Raw genomic sequence first — 19,283 nt, 5'->3', positions numbered from 1 at the left:
AAAATGTCACGAAGCCTATTTGTGACCTTCTCATCATGTCGTTTGACACTTAAAATTTTAGATAAAATAGTAACTATCTGTCAGAATTTTTTAAAAAAGGATGATTAATTATATGTATAAAACATTATTCCTGCTGAATTTGTTAAATTATTTTAATCAATTTACGCTTTAATTTGTTGAAGTGATTGAGACTTTAGTTTATAAAAATCAATCTTTATCCCCATTTACGTTTTTTAAAAATATGTGAAATTGATATTGCAATAAATTATTCTATTCATTATAATGAATTTGTTCACACGTTTGTGCTAGGCTCTTTACATAGTGAAAATTCAGAAAAAACAAAAGAAATAGAAAGTAAGCTATTCAGGGACTTTTTTACGCTATTTCTTAAATCTGAATCTCATCTTCTATCGAGACCTTTGAACTAAAAACATATTATAAGGGGGAATACAGTTGAAAAAGCGTTGGTCTGTTGTTACTTTAATGCTTATTTTCACACTTGTATTAAGCGCTTGTGGTTTCAGCGGAAACAAATCAGGCGACAGCACGAGCAGTTCTGGAGAGGCTAAAACAACATTAAATGTGAATATCTCCACTGAGCCTTTTTCTCTACATCCGGGATTGGCAAATGATTCAACTTCAGGAAGTGTCATCCGTCAGACTTTTGAGGGATTAACAAGAATTAACGCTGAAGGTAAGCCAGAAAACGCAATGGCTTCTGATATCAAAACAAGTGATGATGGTAAAACTTATACATTCACACTTCGTGATGCAAAATGGTCTAATGGTGACCCTGTCACAGCACAAGACTTCGAATATGCTTGGAAATGGGCATTAGATCCTAAAAATGAATCTCAATATGCTTACCAGCTTTATTATATTAAAGGTGCTGAAGCTGCTAACAAAGGGGAAGCAAAAGTTTCTGATGTTGGCATTAAAGCAAAAGACGACAAAACGCTTGTAGTTGAGCTAGAGAACCCAACACCGTTCTTTACTGAACTAACTGCATTCTATACGTATATGCCAGTCAACAAAAAAGTGGCTGAAAAGAATAAAAACTGGTACACAAATGCTGGTGAAAACTACGTATCTAACGGACCATTTGTTCTTTCTAAATGGAAGCATGGCGGTTCTATCACACTTGAAAAGAACAATGAATACTGGGATAAAGACACTGTGAAATTGAAAAAGATTAACATGTCTATGATCAAAGATACAAACACTGAACTTAGCATGTTCAAAAAAGGCGAACTTGACTGGGCTGGTTCTCCAACTGGAAGCCTTCCAACTGAGTCTTTAAAAACGTTGAAAAAAGAAGGCGGTCTTGAAATTCAAACGATCGCTGGTATCTATAACTACAAATTCAATACAAAAGTAAAACCTTTAAACAATGCGAACATCCGTAAAGCCCTTGCATACTCAATCAACCGTCAAGCGATCGTTGACAAAATTACGCAAGGTGAACAAGTTCCAGCGATGGCAATCGTTCCTCCAACAATGGAAGGATTCACGGATAACAAAACTGGTTACTTCAAAGATCATGATGTAGCGACTGCTAAAGAACTTCTTGAAAAAGGTGCGAAAGAATTAGGTTATAAGTCAGTTTCTGATCTTCCAACACTGAAATTGTCTTACAACACAGATGAAGGCCACCAAAAGATTGCACAAGCAATTCAAGAAATGTGGAAAAAAGATTTAGGTGTTAACGTTGAACTTGATAACTCTGAGTGGAACGTATACATCGATAAAATCCACAGTGGAGACTACCAAATCGGACGTATGGGCTGGTTAGGTGACTTCAACGATCCAGTGAACTTCCTTGAGCTTTACAAAGATAAAGACGGTGGAAACAATGACACTGGATGGGAAAGCAAAGAGTACAAACAATTATTGAATGATTCTGCAAAAGAAACAGACAAAACAAAGCGTGAAGAAATGCTGAAAAAAGCAGAAAAAATCATCATCGACGATATGCCTGTAGCGCCTATTTACTTCTACACTCAACTTTGGGTACAAGATCCAAAACTTAAAGGTGTGGTTGTATCTGGACTTGGTGATGTTCAATACAAATGGGCACATTTCGAAAAGTAAGAGTTATAGTGTAAGAGATCTACGGCAAGGATCTTAAGGTATATGGAGGATGTCTCTCCATATACCTTTCTTGCTGATTAGAGAAATTGTTGTAAAATCATGGAGGTGCAATTCCGTTGCTTAAATATATCGGTAAGCGATTAATATATATTTTAATCACACTGTTTGTTATTGTAACTGCAACTTTCTTTCTCATGCAGGCAGCACCTGGTGGTCCATTCTCTGGAGAGAAGAAACTTCCTGCTGAAATTGAAGCAAACCTAAACGAGCACTACGGGTTGGACAAACCCTTATTTGTTCAATACGTGAGCTACCTAGGTTCAGTTGCAAAATTAGATTTTGGTCCCTCATTTAAATATAAAGGACAAACTGTTAATGATTTAATCAGTTCTGGATTCCCCGTTTCCTTTACCCTCGGAATTGAGGCAATTCTCCTCGCATTAGCATTTGGTGTATTGTTTGGGGTCCTTGCAGCGCTCTATCATAACAAGTGGCAAGACTATACGATTGCCATTTTAACGATCTTTGGAATCTCAGTTCCAAGTTTCATCTTAGCGGCGCTATTACAATATGTATTTGCATCTGAGGCAAGCTTTTTAGCGATCTTCCCAGTTGCAGGATGGGAGTCTTGGGCAAGCACCGTACTACCTTCTATTGCACTTTCCTTCATGCCAATGGCATTTATCGCTAGACTTGCACGGTCAAGTATGCTTGAAGTATTAAATAGTGACTACATTAGAACGGCTAGAGCAAAAGGATTAACAAAATCAGCTGTGACGATCAAACACGCCATTCGAAACGCATTGTTACCTGTTATCACATACATGGGACCAATGGCAGCTTCAGTGTTGACAGGTAGTTTTGTCGTGGAGAAGATTTTTGGTATTCCTGGTCTAGGCTCTCACTTTGTTACAAGCATTACAAACCGTGATTACACCGTCATCATGGGTGTCACAGTCTTCTACAGTATTATTCTATTAGTCAGTATTCTAGTTGTTGACGTCCTCTACGGAATTATTGATCCTAGAATTAAACTGACGAAGGCGAAGAAAGGGGTCTAACACATGGAAGAGATGAGAAAAGATTTATTTGTGCCTGCGACAGCTGACGCAGCAGAATCTGAAAAAATTTCTAAACCTAGTCTATCTTTATGGAAGGATGCCATGCTTCGCTTCCGTGCAAATAAACTTGCAATGGTTGGACTCGCAATCATTTTCATTATTGTGATTCTGGCCATTTTCGTTCCAGTATTTTCGAAATATGATTATTCGACGACAGATTTGCTAAACGCAGATCAGCCACCATCAAAAGAGCATTGGTTTGGTACAGATGATTTAGGTCGAGATATGTTTGTTCGTACATGGGTAGGGGCAAGAATTTCAATCTTCATCGGTCTTGCTGCAGCGCTTCTTGACGTAATCATCGGGATCATCTGGGGAAGTATTGCTGCGTTCAAAGGCGGCCGTACAGATGAAGTGATGATGCGTATCGCAGACGTTTTATGGGCAATTCCAACACTATTAATGGTTATTTTAATGATGGTGGTTCTGCCAAAAGGATTATTAACGATTATCCTTGCTATGACAGTCGTAGGCTGGATTAACATGGCACGTATCGTTCGAGGGCAAGTTTTACAATTGAAGAGCCAAGAATACGTTCTTGCAGCACAAACATTAGGTGCAAAAACATCTAGACTTTTATTTAAACACTTGATTCCAAACTCAATGGGACCAATTCTTGTCACAATGACATTAACGATTCCTTCTGCTATTTTCACAGAAGCATTCTTAAGCTATCTAGGGCTTGGTGTACCGGCTCCATTAGCTAGCTGGGGAACAATGGCTTCTGACGGAATTCCGGCCATGACGTATTATCCATGGAGATTATGGTTCCCAGCCGCATTTATCTGTATTACAATGTTTGGTTTTAACGTGGTTGGAGACGGACTAAGAGACGCTTTAGATCCGAAGTTGCGTAAATAAGGAGTGATTAGGATGGAACGTGAACGTATTCTAGAGGTGAAAGACCTTGCAATCTCATTTAAAACATATGGTGGAGAGGTTCAAGCCATTCGTGGTGTGAACTTCCACTTAAATAAAGGCGAGACACTTGCTATTGTAGGTGAATCTGGTTCTGGTAAAAGTGTAACATCACAGGCCATCATGAGATTAATCCCGATGCCGCCAGGTTATTTCAAGCGCGGAGAGATTTTATTTGATGGGCAGGATATTGTCAAGAAAACGGAAAAGCAAATGCAAACCATTCGAGGAAAAGACATTTCAATGATCTTCCAAGATCCGATGACTTCTTTGAACCCAACCATGAAGGTCGGGAAACAAATTACAGAAGTACTTTTCAAGCATGAACAAATCTCAAAAGAAGCGGCTGAAAAAAGAGCCATTGAACTTTTAGAGCTTGTTGGGATTCCAATGCCTGAAAAAAGAATCAAACAATATCCACATGAATTTAGTGGCGGGATGAGACAAAGGGTTGTCATCGCGATGGCACTTGCAGCCGATCCAAAGCTATTGATTGCTGATGAGCCAACGACTGCACTTGATGTAACCATTCAGGCGCAAATCTTAGAATTAATGAAAGAAATTCAGCAAAAAGTCGAAACATCTATTATCTTTATTACCCATGATCTAGGTGTTGTGGCCAATGTTGCTGATCGTGTAGCCGTTATGTATGCTGGACAGATCGTGGAGACAGGGACTGTTGATGAAATTTTCTACAATCCGAAACATCCATATACATGGGGACTTTTAGCATCTATGCCAAGCCTAGACACAGATGGAGGAGCTGAAGGGAAACTAACGGCGATTCCAGGAACACCACCAGATTTAACAAACCCGCCGAAAGGAGATGCATTTGCACTCCGGAGCGATTATGCAATGAAAATTGACTTTGAACAAGAACCACCAATGTTCAAAGTATCAGATACGCATTATGTGAAATCATGGCTACTTCATCCGAATGCCCCTAAAGTTGAACCGCCTGCTTCCGTAAAGGCGAGAATGCGTGAACTAGAAGGTAGCTACGAAAAACCTGTATTAGTAAAAGAGGGTGAATAGCATGGCAGAAAAACTGTTAGAAATTAAAAATTTAAAGCAGCATTTCCATACAGCAAGAGGAACTGTAAAAGCAGTTGATGGTGTCTCATTTGATATTTATAAAGGTGAAACACTTGGACTTGTAGGTGAATCTGGATGTGGAAAGTCGACAACTGGCCGTTCGATCATAAGACTTTATGATGCGACAGATGGCGAAGTTCTCTATAAGGGAGAAAGCGTACACGGAAAGAAATCAAGACAAAAAATGCTTGAATTTAACCGCCAAATGCAGATGATTTTCCAAGATCCGTATGCTTCACTTAACCCTAGAATGACAGTGCTTGATATCATTGCAGAAGGTATTGACATTCATGGCCTTGCGAAAACAAAACAAGCACGTAAAGAGCGAGTATATCAATTACTTGAAACGGTTGGCTTGAATAAAGAGCATGCGAATAGATACCCGCATGAATTCTCAGGCGGTCAAAGGCAGCGTATTGGGATTGCTCGTGCGTTAGCTGTTGAGCCGGATTTCATTATTGCCGATGAGCCAATCTCTGCACTAGATGTGTCGATCCAAGCGCAGGTCGTCAACTTAATGAAAGAACTGCAAGAAGAAAAGGGCTTAACGTATTTATTCATTGCCCATGACCTTTCCATGGTCAAATATATCAGCGATCGTATCGGTGTGATGTATTTTGGGAAATTGGTTGAGCTGGCACCAGCGAATGAATTATATGAAAACCCGCTTCATCCATATACAAAATCATTACTATCTGCGATTCCGCTTCCAGATCCTGATTATGAACGTAACCGCAAACGGATTAAATACGATCCATCTGTTCATAAAGGAACAAATACGGAATTTCGTGAAGTGAAGCCAGGCCACTTTGTCAGCTGTACTGAGGAAGAGTTCAAAGAGATCAAAGCAAAACAATAAGAATAGAGAAGAAGCACTGTGATATCAGTGCTTCTTTTTTTATTTTACAAAAAAACAAGTTGATGGTAATTTTTATGTAAAATGAGTAAACCAGGAGGAAATCAAATGTTGTTATGGAAGACGTTTCGCTATTCATGTCTTCACTTTTTTATCGTCACGATGCTTTTTTCAATATCTTTTTTAACGGAACCAAATGGAGGAAAGTGGATGATCGCATTTTTAGTGCTCATTTGCATCATTTCGTTTTCGGTTGAATTTGCTGTGTATCGGCGCACGAATAAACAGAAGGAAGAAGTCCGGCGTATGAAGTACCTTTATTTCATCATGTTTCAGATCGCCATGACACTTCTTTTGTTTGCTTGCTTTCAAATGCTCATGAATCGTTCGATATAAAACTTTTTTGTTTTCTCTTGAAAAAAAGTGAAACCACCAAAGGCATTGTTGCGTCTTACTAGTACAGGCGTTTAAATAGCAGGAAATCGGGAATAGATAAGGAAGTGGTTCTTAACTACATCATAAGGAGCGGATCCATGAATTGGTATGAAAAGCTCAGTGAATACTTCCCGATAGAAGAAATGAAGTCAAAAGAGCATATGGAAGCTTTATTAAAGGAAAGAAGTGATATTTATCATAAAGAAGAAGGGCCTCATCATGTAATGATGTACGCTGAATTTGATTCTTTCATCTTTATTGATTATTTATTTGTTTCCAAGGATGCAAGAGGTGAAGGCCTCGGCTCAAAGCTCATTCATAAGCTGAAGGAAAAAAGAAAACCGATCTTGCTTGAGGTCGAGCCTGTAGATGAAGATGATGCAGATACTGCAAAACGCCTAAAGTTTTATCAGAGAGAGCACTTCAAGCATGCTGAATCAATTGGTTATAAACGCAGGTCACTTGCAACGAATGAAGTGAACCGCATGGAAATTCTTTATTGGTCGCCTCGTACAGATCATGAGGAAGAAATGATGGAGGCCATGAGAAAGACGTACGAAGGAATCCATACGTATAAAGACGAAGAATGGTATGGACAATCGTATGAGGATGTTGATGATGTGCTGAAGCTCGTTGAAAATAGAAAACAAAAAAATATTTTCGATCATCTCGACTAAATGAGAATGTTCAGACTTCAAACATCTGCACAAAAAGAATGAAATTGTCTAGTTTTTGTCACAAAAATTGCAAGAAAATCTGTTCACACTTACTTTTTTATAGTATAATCACTATAAAGATTACTTATTTAGAACAATTTTAATTTAAGAATACAGATCAATATTCATTCTACAAATTGAGGAGTGAAGATTTATGGTAACATTATACACATCACCAAGCTGTACATCATGTAGAAAAGCAAGAGCGTGGTTAGAAGAGCACAATATTCCATACCAAGAGAGAAATATCTTTTCTGAGCCTCTTTCAATCGATGAAATCAAAGAGATTCTTCGTATGACGGAAGATGGTACAGATGAAATTATCTCAACACGTTCTAAAGTATTCCAAAAACTAAATGTAAATGTTGAGACAATGCCGCTTCAACAATTGTATAAACTAATCAATGAGCACCCTGGTCTTCTAAGACGTCCAATTATTTTGGATGAAAAAAGACTGCAAGTTGGGTACAACGAAGATGAAATTAGACGTTTCCTTCCTAGAACGGTTCGTACATTCCAACTTCGAGAAGCTCAGCGACTTGCTAACTAATAGACAACACGAAAAGCTGCCGATCATTTGGCAGCTTTTTTTATTTATTTTCAGCCGTTTGTTCGTAAAAGAGACTGGCTAAAATAACGGTTGCGACGGTTAAAAAAGGAAGCAACAATTCAAGTGTTGTATGCTGCGCCATAAATTCATTCAGTTTTACATCACGGACAATCATTTCTCCGCCAGTAAAAGCTAAAAGGGCACTCCCTCCGTATAAAAGAATCGGAAACTTGGTTAGTGCTGCATGAATCAGCTTACTCCCCCAGATAATAATCGGGACTGAAATCATTAAGCCAAAGGCAGTGAGCACCATGTTCCCTTTAGCTGCCCCTGCAACAGCGATCACATTATCAAGTGACATAAAAAGATCTGCAATCACGATGGTCTGAACAGCACGCCAAAGGGAGCCGCTGCTTTTAATCCGAATGGATTCTTTCTTTTGTTCAATTAACAAATTGTATCCGATATAAAGGAGAAAGAGACCGCCGATAAATTGCAAATAGGGGATGGTCAATAAATAAACGGCAGCACCAGTCATGGTAATTCTCATCAGCACTGCCAAAAGTGTGCCGATCCATATGGCTTTGTTTCGTTTTTCATTTGATAAGCTTCGACTGGCCATCGCAATGATTAATGCATTATCTCCGCCTAATATGAGGTCTATGCCAATAATCATCAGTAAGGATACGATCCACTCTGTTTCCATCCAGTTCACCTCATTTCACTAAAATAGCTCGTACAACCAATATATGAAGACGATTCAAATATATGTTTCTGCAAGTTTTCTCTGCAAAAAATGCGTTTTTATTTCTTTTATTCATCTTTTATCATAAAATAGACAGTACACAGCAATACCTCATTTCTTTAAATGGTTAACATGTAGACGGAACGGGTAAAGTGTAGTAAAGTACTATTAATTGGGAGCTTGTATGTCCCTTCAACATCTTATATAGAAGGGAAGGTTGGCAAAATGGAAATCGAAAGAATAAATGAACATACAGTCAAATTTTATATTTCCTACGGTGATATTGAAGATCGCGGTTTTGACCGTGAAGAGATTTGGTATAATCGTGAGCGCAGTGAAGAGCTGTTCTGGGAAGTGATGGACGAAGTGCACGAAGAAGAAGAATTTGCAGTAGAGGGACCACTTTGGATTCAAGTACAGGCACTTGATAAAGGTCTTGAAATTGTCGTGACAAAAGCCCAACTTTCTAAAGATGGACAAAAGCTCGAATTGCCGATTCCAGAAGATAAAAAAGATCAAACAGATGAAGAAAGTTTAGATGCTCTGCTTGATGATTTTCATAAAGAAGAGCAAGATCAAGAAGATCATAATGAGAAGGACAAAAAACTTCAACTTCAGTTCGTATTGAAAATGGATGACTTTGAAGATTTGATTGCACTTTCTCAATTAAATATGCAGGATTTTACGACAAGTTTATATTCGTTTGAAAACCGTTATTATCTATATGTTGACTTCCACGAGGATTTGTCAGATGAGCAGGTGGAGAATAAGCTTAGTATTCTGCTTGAATATGCTCATGAATCAGTGGTCAGCATCTACAGACTGCAAGAATACGGTCAGCTGATTGTCAAAGAGAATGCGCTTGAAACGATTCAACAGCACTTCTCGTAACAACAAAAAGTCGATTTCTATAGAGGAATCGACTTTTTTATCTGAATGAAAAAGTAAATAAAGTGATCGGCAAGGAGAAAATGAAATGAGAAATGTAGTCAAAGTTCTATTTTTTCTTATCATTACGATAGGTGCTTATTTGATTATCCAAATTTTTGCCGGTGATCTAGCGGTAAGTGTATTAAGTTCCGTCAGTGTTCTATTCACTTTATCGATTATCTTCATCGGGTTTGTCATTTTCTTAGAAAACAGAAACCCCTCTCAAACGATTACGTGGCTTGTGCTGCTTGGGAGCTTTCCGCTTTTCGGGTTTTTGTTTTATATTTTCTTTGGACGCAATATTAAAAAGCGCAGACTTTTTGAAAAGAAAGCGGTACTAGACGAACAGCTTGTCCAGGAAGATGAACGTATCCACAGAGAAGCGATTGAAAAAATGACTCATATGGGTGACCATCAGCAGCTCTTATTTAAACTGGCCCACAGACTTGGACATACCCCTATTACGTATCGCACATCCTCTAAAGTTCTGACCAATGGAGAAGAAACGTTCTCTCATATTTTTGAAGAGATCAAAAAAGCAACACATCACATTCATCTAGAATATTATATTCTCCGTCATGATGATCTGGGACAAGAATTAAAGGACATTTTAATCGAGAAAGCAAAAAGTGGTGTGATTGTCCGCTTTTTATATGATGATGTAGGCAGCCTAAAACTCTCCCGTCAATATATTGCTGACTTAGAAAAGGCTGGCGTGCAGATCGTTCCGTTTTTACCAGTGAGACTGCCCTTATTAAATAATAAAATCAACTTCCGAAATCACCGAAAAATCGTGGTGATTGATGGAGAAGTAGGATTTGTCGGCGGGCTAAACATTGGGGACGAATATATGGGGAGAAGCAGACAATATGGATTTTGGCGTGATACGCACCTGATGATTAAAGGTGAGGCCGTTCGTGATTTGCAGCAGATTTTTATGCAGGATTGGTATTACATGACCAACGAAAGGTGCTCGGGTGTGGATTATTTTAAAGATTTCAGTCATATGGAGAGTAGAGCAGAAGGCGTACAAATGATTGCTGGTGGTCCTGATAAACAGTGGGAAGTCATTAAAAATCTCTTTTTCTCCATGATTATCTCCGCCAAAAAATCAATTTGGATTGCTTCACCTTATTTTGTACCTGATGATGATATTTTGTCCGCACTGAAAATTGCTGCTTTGAGCGGAGTCGATGTACGAATCATTGCACCGAAAAATCCAGATAAACGCATCGTATTTCATGCGTCCCGTTCATACTTCCCCGAACTTTTAGAAGCAGGTGCGAAGGTATATGAATATGATCAAGGCTTTATGCATAGTAAGTTTATCATTGTGGATAGTGAGCTAGCATCAATTGGTACAGCAAATATGGATATGAGAAGTTTTCATCTGAACTTTGAAGTGAATGCTTTCCTCTACAAAACAAAAAGCACAGAGAAGCTGGTCAACGACTTCTTAGGTGACTTAGAGCAGTCACATGAAATTGTTCCAGAAGAATTTGCGAAGAGGCCTTTAAGGGTGAGGCTGTTTGAATCAACAGCAAGATTATTATCACCTCTTTTATAAAAATTGTATTTTCCCCCTTTTCTAAAAGGGGGATTTTTTATTTTACTAAGGGAAAGTAGGTTGAAATCGTGTTTTGATACGATAAAAATTCATTTTCGATATTCGCTTCCTGATGAGAGAAAAAGCTATAATACGGTCATCAAAGAGCAAGGGGCGAAATATATGAATGCAGCGATCATGGAGAATGGCAAGCTGATTCGCATCACACAACATCTGGCTAAAAGGCGGCTAGAGCATGTAAGAGCTACGTGCAAATTTTACTGTCCTGAATGTAGGCAGGAGGTTCTATTAAAGCTAGGTGAGCATCGTGTCCATCATTTTGCACATAAACAGCTCTCGGCATGTCCATTAGCGTCCACCGGTGAAACAGCTTATCATCAGGCAGGGAAAATGGCTCTTAAGGATTGGCTCACGCAGCTTGGATATGAGCCGTTACTAGAGAAATATGTTTCAAACATTCAGCAGCGCCCTGATGTGACCGTTGCTATAGAAAATAAAAGCTATGCTATCGAATTTCAATGTGCAAATATTTCGTGGAAAGAGCTACATAAACGAACGGAAGGTCTCCGTGCTGCGGGGCTCTATCCTATATGGGTCATAGGGGCGAATCGTTTAAAACGAATGGGTGGCCAGCTCTTTTCATTCTCCTCCATTCATTGGGGAATTTTAAGGCAGTCAAAGAATAGGAGACTCATTTTTTATTGTCCGATCCAAAATAGATTCATCCACCTGGATCAACTTCTCGTGTTTCAGCCAACGAAAATATGTGCCTCAATGACCGTTAGACCGCCTTCAGCTTATCGCCAACTACCAGCACTCTTATCTGTTTCCTCGAGCAATCATCAATTGTATAAAGAGTGGCTCAAGTGTATTCGGCAATTTAGGGAGCGGCCATCCCGCATTTTAGCAAATGAAAGCAAGCGTTTAAGAACCATATTTTATGAGCATCATCAAACAGCATGGCCATTTCTACCGACAGAATTATTTATCCCCCTGACAGAAGCATATATCTTTTCAAGCCCTGTTTATGTGTGGCAAGGATATCTTTATGATTGGATGGTTAGAAAGGGAAAAGAACAAGTGACCATTCATCTTCTTTTAAAAGAAATTGAGCGATGTGTCCAGCATAAAGAAGTGAAGCTCCGATATGCCAATGTCACAATAGAAGAAATCAAAGAGGTGATCATTTCATATGTACGGGCGCTTGTGAAACTAGGGTTTTTATACATGACGAAAGAGGGTAATTATCAAGTAACGTCGAATCAAAAGCCTATACGAACAGCAGATGAAGCGATAAAACGAGATGCTTTCTTATTTCATTAGCATGTTTCATGCCCACTTTGATCATGATAAGAAAAAGGTGGTGCTGCTATTGAATAGAAAGAAACGCTTTTTTCTCATTTTTTTAGTTTGTTTGGTATTTATTTCTGCATATGATTTGACAAACATAGTTCAAAACAAAGAAGATAAATACAACACCAATTTCTTTCACTTTCCGAAAGGTTGGTTCAACACAACTCATGCAAGGGGGATTCATATGACTTCACAAAATAACAACAATCATTTACCAGACAGAAGCGAAGTAAAAGAAGAAAACAAATGGCGCCTTGAAGATATTTTTGAAAGTGTCGATTCTTGGAATAAGGAATTCGAAGCTGTAAAAAAAGAAATTCCGAAGCTCGCCCAATTTAAAGGCAAGCTGGCCCATTCTGCTGATGTCTTGTATGAAGCCCTAACATTTCAGGATCAACTTTCTGAAAAGCTTGGCAAGCTTTATACATATGCGCATATGAAATATGATGAAGATACAACAAATTCATCATTTCAGGCTTTAAATGATAAAGCATCCAATTTATTTACACAGCTGTCTAGTACATCTGCCTATATTGTTCCGGAGATTTTATCTATTCAAGAAGATAAGCTGCAGCAATTTATTTTGGAAAAAGAAGAATTAAAACTTTATTCTCACGCTCTCGAAGAAATTAACAAAGAGCGTCCGCATATTTTAAGTGAGGAGCAAGAAGCTTTATTAGCTGAAGCCTCTGAACCTTTATCAACATCATCCACTACGTTTAGTATGTTTAATAATGCAGATATTTCGTTCCCTTCTGTTAAGGATGAAAATGGAGAAGAAAAGAAAATTACTCATGGCAACTTCATTACTTTTTTAAACAGTGATGATCGTGAAGTGAGAAAGAATGCTTTTAAAGCCGTTTATAAAACGTATGATCAATATAAGAATACTTTGGCGTCTACACTCAGCGGCTCGATTAAAAAGGATAATTTTTATGCGAAAGTACGTCAATACAAATCGGCAAGAGAAGCAGCGCTATCACGCAACAGTATTCCTGAAGAAGTGTATGACAATCTAATTGATACAGTTCATCAATATTTACCCTTATTACACCGCTACATTGAATTGCGTAAAAAGGTATTAAAGCTTGATGAAGTGCACAATTATGACTTGTATACACCATTAGTAAAAGATGCTGGCATGAAGCTGACCTATGACGAAGCAAAGGATTATATGCTGAAAGGGTTAGCGCCATTAGGAGAAGAATATGTTTCGGTATTAAAAGAGGGACTCGAAAATCGCTGGGTAGACGTTTATGAGAATAAAGGGAAACGAAGCGGCGCGTATTCTTCTGGAAGCTATGGTACGAATCCTTATATCTTAATGAACTGGCAAAATAATATTGATAATTTATTTACGCTGGCTCATGAATTTGGTCACTCTGTTCATAGCTACTATACAAGAAAGCATCAGCCATATCCGTACGGAAACTACAGCATTTTTGTAGCGGAAGTAGCTTCTACAACAAATGAAGCATTACTAGGCGAATACTTACTCAATCATTTAGAGGACAAAAAGCAGCGCTTGTATGTGCTCAATCACTTGTTAGAAGGATTTAGAGGGACGGTATTCAGACAAACGATGTTTGCAGAGTTCGAGCACCTGATTCATGTGAAAGCGCAAGAAGGGGAGGCATTAACGCCAGAGTTCATGACGAACCTGTATTACGACCTGAATAAGAAGTATTTTGGCGACGGTATGGTTGTGGATAAGGAAATCGGATTAGAATGGACGCGAATTCCGCATTTCTATTACAACTATTATGTGTATCAATATGCGACAGGCTATAGTGCGGCTCAGGCATTAAGTAAACAAATTTTAGAAGAAGGGAAACCTGCAGTGGAGCGCTATACAGACTTCCTTAAAGCAGGAAGCTCTGACTATCCAATCAACGTGCTGAAAAAAGCTGGTGTAGATATGGCATCAAAAGAACCAATTGAGGCAGCATGTCAATTGTTTGAAGAAAAATTAAAGGAAATGGAAGAGCTCATCTCAAAGACTAGTGAGTAACGAGAAGACTTCTGTCAGATGTGTGAGTGCAAACTCACCTTTTGGCAGGAGTTTTTTCTTGAAATAAAAAAGACCAGATTGTTGACAAAGGGCTAAAATGAAGTTGATTTTAGCCCTTTGACTTCTTTTTAGCGTGATAGAAAACCTTTGCACGCAGGACTGACACCGAATGCGAGGGTTGCCTACACGCTAGACCTCGTCTATATGAACGAGGTTTGTACATTCAATGATTACGCTTTAAAACCTTTGAAGGTTTTCCGGTGATTCATTCGATAGAGTGTAAAGAGAATGGAAGCGAATAGGAGTGGAGATGTCAGGTAAACAGGCAGCATCTTCATTAAGCCTAATATATTTAAACAGAAACATAAGCCAATGGCAACAAGTCCAATGGTTGTGCTGCGCATGCAGATCCCCCCATTTTTTTGTTACTTTCACTATATGAAAGTGACAGTCCTCTTATGTTTTGTGACAAAAATATGAACATATAGTATATCGGTTGTCATAAGTCGACAAAATTTGATATACTACAGATGTGAAATTAATCACATACAAACATTACCCCTTTGTTTGACCGTGAAAAATTTCTCCCATCCCCTTTGTTGTCGTTAAGACATAGTGAAACCGCGCTTATCCCGGCGCGGTTTCTTCGTACTTATAAATAGAACAAGTGTTCTTTTTAGGAATAAAGAAAAAACATGGGTCAGCACCCATGTTCATTCTCACAGCGGTAAACGTCAAGATCTGAATGATTGTCTCCTTCTGTATAACGCCAAAACATTTCTTGATGTACTTGTACACGTTCTACCTTTTTAGCGAATGCGAGCTTTTTCATCTCGCGTTCAACTTCTTCAAGTGTCAAATCATATACAACGGCAATTTCTTTTGCTGATGCAAATTGAAAGTAAGCGATAAACCATTCAATTGGCGGTCGTTCTGAAGGTGTTGGTTTTTCGCCAATCATTTCAAAGAGAATTTCCTCGTAAATATCATAAGAATATGCACCTGAAATCTTTAATCCTTCTTCACCATTGATCGTATTAAAAAAGGCGAAAGTGGGAAGCTCAGACACATCCATTTCAGCTGCGATTTTCATATCACATTGGAGCGCTTTGACAGCACTTTGAGAATGGATATCTCGCTGGAACTCTTCAATGTCCAGTCCAGCCGTTTTTGCATTTTCTAGCAAGACTTGTTCACTGGTGACGTCCTGCTGATGGCAAAAAAGCGATTCTTGAATGAGTCGTAAAAATTTCATCCCGCATTTTCTGCCCTGAAGTTCAGCTGCTTTTAATGCAAGAGAGGCGAGATAAGGTGATGTCACAATTTGTTCAGACAGCATTTGTTCTTTTTTGGTCTGAGTTTTCGTGGCAAATTTCCCCCACGCTTCGGTTAGCAAATGTTTTTTTCGTTTCCGGTTCAAAGCATTAATACTAGAACTTGTAACCGTTCGTAAAGTGAAGAAACGGCCATATTTCATTTTCAACTTTTTAATTGATGGCTCTAATAACCAGCAGTCCGGGCTGAGAGGATCAATGAATACATAGATTTCAATCGGCTTTTGAGGATGTCCGTGACAATGTGAGAAATATTGCTCATGCGGATTGCAGCTCAAGATCGTCCGTCCTTTTCAGATATTTGGTTGACCATGTGACGAGCCGTCAAAGACAGTCGCTCAAATAAAAAGTCACGAATATCGCCGGTTAGTCCTACTTGATCCATTGCATCCTCCATGCATTCAAGCCATGCGTCCGCTCGCTCCTCAGTAATCGGAAAAGGGAGATGTCTCGCCCGTAGCATTGGGTGACCATGCTCCTCAGTATAAAGCGGCGGTCCGCCTAAATATTGAGTTAAGAACTGTTTTTGTTTTCTTGCTGTTTCTTTTAAGTCATCCGGGAAAATAGGATGAAGCAAAGGATGACACTTTACATTTTCATAAAAAGTATCAACAAGTTGCGATAGAAGTTCCTCTCCAACCGCTTCGTAAGGTGCGTTAAACGATTGTACCATGTTGACTACTCCTTTAACTCGTAGCTAATAGGATGGCTCACCCTATTGCGAATTTCATGTATTTCAAAAGTGATATTCAGTTTGTTCTATTTTGTTGTTTCTATTCTTGTATACTTATTTTAACAACCTCTACTCAATTCCACAAACAAACCGCTTTGGTCCTTTGGGAATAGTGAGGGAGACAGGTTCCGTGTTCAATTGACCATATCATAACACATTCAGTCAAAAAAGGGTGAAAAGCGACATACAAAAAACCGAAGAGGTTATTCTCTTCGGTTTAGGCGAAATATTGAGCTGTGATTTTCTTTACATAATTTTGTGTTTCTTTAAATGGAGGAATGCCTCCGTACTTATCTACATTCCCTGAGCCTGCGTTATAAGCGGCTAAGGCGAGTGAGACATTTCCATTATATTTTTGAAGCATTTGTTTTAAATACTTCGTTCCGCCTTCAATGTTTTGGGCTGCATCAAAGGCATTGTTCACGCCAAGTGATTTAGCAGTAGACGGCATTAGCTGCATCAGTCCAAGTGCACCTGCATGGCTGACAGCATTCGTGCGATAACCGGATTCTTGCTTGATCACTGCATGGATCAGTTTTTCTGGAACTCCGTGTTTTTGAGCCATTTGTGAGACGATTTGATTAATCTCTTTTGATGAAGAGCCTGAAACAGCTTTTTGAAGGGGCGGTGTGTAGCTGTTATTTAAGACGTTTCCAATACCATTTGCGGTATTCAATTGGCTGTCATTTGCATAAAGAGACTGAGATTGAAGCTGTTCACTGCCCGCTATCGCAGATAAATATGGATTCATGCGTGCATATTGCGTGTTCGGAGACGTTGATGGGTCCGATCCCATGAAAGCAGAAATGGAAAGCGGGAGACGAGATAATTCTGATCCGCCTAAAAAATCTTGCAACAGCGACTGGAATAAAGTCTCAGCGCTTGATTCTTGTCCAGCTGTGAGTTGTGTTTGTCCATTATCAGATTGTAACGTTTTGAGTGCTTGAAGCTGTATAAAGGATTGAAGTTGATTGACGTTCATCATGTTCCTCCTTCAAGGAATTCATCTATTCTTTTGTTTTCATTTTTTCTTCATAAAAACGTACGACTTTGTTTTTCGTGTGTCTTGGTGGGATCTGAAATTGCTGAAGCAATGCTGTGAAAGCAGCTTGTCCAATGTCTAAATCACTCACTTCAAATTCAAGTTCATAGTCCTCTACTGTTAAATATCGGCTGTGATCCAAAACAATTAAGCCTTCTTTGATCATTTTTTCTGCTCTTGACGTTTCCAGTGAACCAAAATACACGATTTGATCCTTTTGAATGTGAAGGTGTACTAACCTGTCTGCCACTTCACCTTCTGGCAGTTGGAAATGTTCAAGACTAGCGGGAGGATCGATCGTTTGGTGGGTTTCCAGAAGGCCGATCTCATGCGGTTCCTTTAATGTGAGGACCCACTGCCCACCTTTTTCTCTCATTCGTAATGCAGCGAATTTGGATTTTATATCAAATTGAGGTGTATCAAAATAATAGTTGGTTTGAGTGAGGAAGTCCTCGTCCTTTAATTGAAAATATTCTTTTAGCTGTTCAAATTCTTCTTTCATTAATAATTGTTTTAGTTCTATCTCAATTTCCTGTGCCATTTTGACATCAACCTTTCATTTAGAGGAAATATGATTATTGTACATGAAAAGCTTCTTTTTTTCTTATTGATTCCTTAAAAAGAGACGTATATAGATGCTAAATGAACAACGAAATGGAGAAATCAAATTTTCTCAAAAAGTTCGGTTTATCAATATTGAACTTGATATGATAAAATAAAGCTGTACTTTGTTGTAAAGGAGATCATGATGCAAAACAGAATTGAAATCACAGAAGCAACTTTAAAAGAAGACAGGCTGATCTTGACGGTCCAGTCAGATGAGCAAATTCAAAAAGCAAAAGCATCAGGACAAATGCTTGTTGATTCTGATCACTTTGCGTTCGTTTACATACTTGAGACTGAGGAGTCTTTTACGTATCTTATTTTAGGAGAACATACATGGGCTCCATTAAAAGAAGCAATGAATCGTGAAATCCCTGTCTATTTGGCGGCGGAAGAGCAAACGCTAGAACTCATTCAACTTCATCAGGAATTAAACTATTTAATCGACAATATTAAAGACAATGCCAATTACGGAGATATGGAAGAGAAAGTGAAGAGCACATTCCTCTGAAATAATTAGGTATTTGGAATTGGGGGAAGTTTCATGGACAAAAAACAATGGGATCAATTCCTCGCACCATATAAGCAAGCAGTCGAAGAATTAAAAGTGAAACTAAAAGGCATCCGAAAACTGTATGAATTTGAGGATGACCATTCACCAGTAGAATTTGTCACTGGCCGAGTGAAACCCGTTGCCAGCATATTGGAAAAGGCAAAGCGTAAAAACATCCCGATGCATGAGATTGAAACGATGCAGGATATTGCAGGGCTTCGCATTATGTGCCAATTTGTAGAAGATATACAAGTCGTCAAGAAAATGCTTCAGTCACGAAAAGATTTCGTGGTTGTAGATAAACGCGACTATATTGCAGAACATAAAGAAAGCGGATACCGCTCGTACCACCTTGTTGTGTTATATCCGCTGCAAACGATCAATGGAGAGAAGCAGCTCCTCGTCGAAATCCAAATCCGTACATTAGCCATGAATTTTTGGGCGACCATCGAGCATTCTCTGAATTATAAATATAGCGGGAATATCCCGGAGAAGGTCAAGCAGCGCCTTCAAAGAGCTTCTGAGGCAGCATCTCTTCTTGATGATGAGATGTCTGAAATCAGAGGGGAAATTCAAGAAGCACAAGTGGCATTTTCCCGGAAAAAGAAAAACGATAGCTGAGCCTAAGCT

General features: G+C 38.9%; 20 protein-coding genes. 14 read left to right on the top strand and 6 right to left on the bottom strand.

What is annotated here, in order from left to right; translation table 11 throughout:
• Positions 1–453: 453 nt before the first annotated feature.
• The 8 genes from LCD32_RS00440 to spxA all read left to right on the top strand — a co-directional run bounded on the left by LCD32_RS00440 (position 454) and on the right by spxA (position 7,782).
• Positions 454–2,091: a peptide ABC transporter substrate-binding protein gene (locus LCD32_RS00440; RefSeq protein WP_007499024.1), complete on the top strand. Its 1,638-nt coding sequence runs from the start codon at positions 454–456 to the stop codon at positions 2,089–2,091.
• Positions 2,092–2,207: 116 nt separating this feature from the next.
• Positions 2,208–3,152 (top strand): ABC transporter permease, encoded by a 945-nt coding sequence (locus LCD32_RS00435; protein WP_007499022.1) that lies wholly within the window; start codon positions 2,208–2,210, stop codon positions 3,150–3,152.
• Positions 3,153–3,155: 3 nt separating this feature from the next.
• Positions 3,156–4,073, top strand: a complete 918-nt coding sequence (locus LCD32_RS00430; RefSeq protein ID WP_007499020.1) for an ABC transporter permease — start codon at positions 3,156–3,158, stop codon at positions 4,071–4,073.
• A gap of 12 nt (positions 4,074–4,085) precedes the next feature.
• Complete coding sequence (locus LCD32_RS00425; protein ID WP_007499018.1) at positions 4,086–5,165, top strand: ABC transporter ATP-binding protein; 1,080 nt, start codon at positions 4,086–4,088, stop codon at positions 5,163–5,165.
• 1 nt (position 5,166) lies between these two features.
• Positions 5,167–6,084, top strand: a complete 918-nt coding sequence (locus LCD32_RS00420; protein WP_007499016.1) for an ABC transporter ATP-binding protein — start codon at positions 5,167–5,169, stop codon at positions 6,082–6,084.
• Positions 6,085–6,189: 105 nt separating this feature from the next.
• A complete protein-coding gene (locus LCD32_RS00415; RefSeq protein WP_025207152.1) occupies positions 6,190–6,477 on the top strand; it encodes a hypothetical protein in 288 nt (95 codons plus the stop codon).
• A gap of 137 nt (positions 6,478–6,614) precedes the next feature.
• Positions 6,615–7,193: a GNAT family N-acetyltransferase gene (locus LCD32_RS00410; protein WP_060780967.1), complete on the top strand. Its 579-nt coding sequence runs from the start codon at positions 6,615–6,617 to the stop codon at positions 7,191–7,193.
• Positions 7,194–7,386: 193 nt separating this feature from the next.
• Positions 7,387–7,782, top strand: coding sequence for a transcriptional regulator SpxA (gene spxA, locus LCD32_RS00405; protein WP_003211421.1), 396 nt, complete (start codon positions 7,387–7,389; stop codon positions 7,780–7,782).
• 40 nt (positions 7,783–7,822) lie between these two features.
• Here the strand turns inward: spxA and LCD32_RS00400 are convergent, their stop codons facing one another.
• Entirely contained in the window at positions 7,823–8,488 is a 666-nt protein-coding gene (locus LCD32_RS00400) for a TerC family protein (protein WP_007499010.1), read from the bottom strand.
• Between the two features lie 264 nt (positions 8,489–8,752).
• On the opposite strand from LCD32_RS00400, the gene mecA reads away from it, so the two are divergent.
• The 4 genes from mecA (at position 8,753) to pepF (ending at position 14,388) form a co-directional block, all read left to right on the top strand.
• Entirely contained in the window at positions 8,753–9,418 is a 666-nt protein-coding gene (gene mecA, locus LCD32_RS00395) for an adaptor protein MecA (RefSeq protein WP_008348474.1), read from the top strand.
• An 85-nt stretch (positions 9,419–9,503) separates the two neighbouring features.
• Positions 9,504–11,024: a cardiolipin synthase gene (gene cls, locus LCD32_RS00390; protein WP_008348473.1), complete on the top strand. Its 1,521-nt coding sequence runs from the start codon at positions 9,504–9,506 to the stop codon at positions 11,022–11,024.
• Between the two features lie 60 nt (positions 11,025–11,084).
• Positions 11,085–12,347, top strand: coding sequence for a competence protein CoiA (locus LCD32_RS00385; protein ID WP_224562537.1), 1,263 nt, complete (start codon positions 11,085–11,087; stop codon positions 12,345–12,347).
• A gap of 214 nt (positions 12,348–12,561) precedes the next feature.
• On the top strand, positions 12,562–14,388 hold the full coding sequence (gene pepF / locus LCD32_RS00380) for an oligoendopeptidase F (protein WP_282900478.1): 1,827 nt from the start codon (positions 12,562–12,564) through the stop codon (positions 14,386–14,388).
• 230 nt (positions 14,389–14,618) lie between these two features.
• On the opposite strand, the gene LCD32_RS00375 is transcribed toward pepF, so the two are convergent.
• From LCD32_RS00375 to LCD32_RS00355, 5 genes are all read right to left on the bottom strand, one after another.
• The gene (locus LCD32_RS00375; RefSeq protein WP_017359669.1) at positions 14,619–14,792 is read right to left on the bottom strand and encodes a hypothetical protein; all 174 of its coding nucleotides are present in this window, start codon (positions 14,790–14,792) and stop codon (positions 14,619–14,621) included.
• A 296-nt stretch (positions 14,793–15,088) separates the two neighbouring features.
• A complete protein-coding gene (locus LCD32_RS00370) occupies positions 15,089–16,000 on the bottom strand; it encodes a ClpXP adapter SpxH family protein (protein ID WP_007499002.1) in 912 nt (303 codons plus the stop codon).
• The gene (locus LCD32_RS00365; protein ID WP_224562535.1) at positions 15,997–16,395 is read right to left on the bottom strand and encodes a thiol management oxidoreductase; all 399 of its coding nucleotides are present in this window, start codon (positions 16,393–16,395) and stop codon (positions 15,997–15,999) included. Before LCD32_RS00365 ends, LCD32_RS00370 begins: the two co-directional genes overlap by 4 nt.
• Positions 16,396–16,672: 277 nt before the next feature.
• Positions 16,673–17,437 carry a lytic transglycosylase domain-containing protein gene (locus LCD32_RS00360; protein ID WP_224562534.1) on the bottom strand — a complete coding sequence of 255 codons (765 nt, stop codon included), beginning with the start codon at positions 17,435–17,437 and terminating at the stop codon, positions 16,673–16,675.
• Between the two features lie 25 nt (positions 17,438–17,462).
• Positions 17,463–18,038: a CYTH domain-containing protein gene (locus LCD32_RS00355; RefSeq protein ID WP_050827158.1), complete on the bottom strand. Its 576-nt coding sequence runs from the start codon at positions 18,036–18,038 to the stop codon at positions 17,463–17,465.
• 207 nt (positions 18,039–18,245) lie between these two features.
• On the opposite strand from LCD32_RS00355, the gene LCD32_RS00350 reads away from it, so the two are divergent.
• Together LCD32_RS00350 and LCD32_RS00345 are read left to right on the top strand one after the other, a co-directional pair.
• Complete coding sequence (locus LCD32_RS00350) at positions 18,246–18,611, top strand: hypothetical protein (RefSeq protein ID WP_008348459.1); 366 nt, start codon at positions 18,246–18,248, stop codon at positions 18,609–18,611.
• Positions 18,612–18,644: 33 nt separating this feature from the next.
• Positions 18,645–19,274, top strand: coding sequence for a GTP pyrophosphokinase family protein (locus tag LCD32_RS00345; protein WP_008348457.1), 630 nt, complete (start codon positions 18,645–18,647; stop codon positions 19,272–19,274).
• Positions 19,275–19,283: the final 9 nt, after the last annotated feature.

Source organism: Bacillus sp. RSS_NA_20 (assembly GCF_020165915.1).
Taxonomy (GTDB): Bacteria; Bacillota; Bacilli; order Bacillales; family Bacillaceae; genus Bacillus; species Bacillus altitudinis.
The sequence above is the reverse complement of the archived record's forward strand: the minus strand, read 5'-3'. Positions and strand labels throughout refer to the sequence as shown.

Bases quoted from the DNA above. Each gene is read 5' to 3' on its own strand.
- LCD32_RS00360 (WP_224562534.1), bottom strand. From the start codon at position 17,437: ATGAACGTCAATCAACTTCAATCCTTTATACAGCTTCAAGCACTCAAA.
- spxA (WP_003211421.1), top strand. From the start codon at position 7,387: ATGGTAACATTATACACATCACCAAGCTGTACATCATGTAGAAAAGCA.
- LCD32_RS00400 (WP_007499010.1), bottom strand. From the start codon at position 8,488: ATGGAAACAGAGTGGATCGTATCCTTACTGATGATTATTGGCATAGAC.
- LCD32_RS00430 (WP_007499020.1), top strand. From the start codon at position 3,156: ATGGAAGAGATGAGAAAAGATTTATTTGTGCCTGCGACAGCTGACGCA.
- mecA (WP_008348474.1), top strand. From the start codon at position 8,753: ATGGAAATCGAAAGAATAAATGAACATACAGTCAAATTTTATATTTCC.
- LCD32_RS00425 (WP_007499018.1), top strand. From the start codon at position 4,086: ATGGAACGTGAACGTATTCTAGAGGTGAAAGACCTTGCAATCTCATTT.
- LCD32_RS00415 (WP_025207152.1), top strand. From the start codon at position 6,190: ATGTTGTTATGGAAGACGTTTCGCTATTCATGTCTTCACTTTTTTATC.
- LCD32_RS00350 (WP_008348459.1), top strand. From the start codon at position 18,246: ATGCAAAACAGAATTGAAATCACAGAAGCAACTTTAAAAGAAGACAGG.
- LCD32_RS00365 (WP_224562535.1), bottom strand. From the start codon at position 16,395: ATGGTACAATCGTTTAACGCACCTTACGAAGCGGTTGGAGAGGAACTT.
- LCD32_RS00375 (WP_017359669.1), bottom strand. From the start codon at position 14,792: ATGCGCAGCACAACCATTGGACTTGTTGCCATTGGCTTATGTTTCTGT.
- LCD32_RS00345 (WP_008348457.1), top strand. From the start codon at position 18,645: ATGGACAAAAAACAATGGGATCAATTCCTCGCACCATATAAGCAAGCA.
- cls (WP_008348473.1), top strand. From the start codon at position 9,504: ATGAGAAATGTAGTCAAAGTTCTATTTTTTCTTATCATTACGATAGGT.
- LCD32_RS00355 (WP_050827158.1), bottom strand. From the start codon at position 18,038: ATGGCACAGGAAATTGAGATAGAACTAAAACAATTATTAATGAAAGAA.
- LCD32_RS00420 (WP_007499016.1), top strand. From the start codon at position 5,167: ATGGCAGAAAAACTGTTAGAAATTAAAAATTTAAAGCAGCATTTCCAT.
- LCD32_RS00410 (WP_060780967.1), top strand. From the start codon at position 6,615: ATGAATTGGTATGAAAAGCTCAGTGAATACTTCCCGATAGAAGAAATG.
- pepF (WP_282900478.1), top strand. From the start codon at position 12,562: ATGACTTCACAAAATAACAACAATCATTTACCAGACAGAAGCGAAGTA.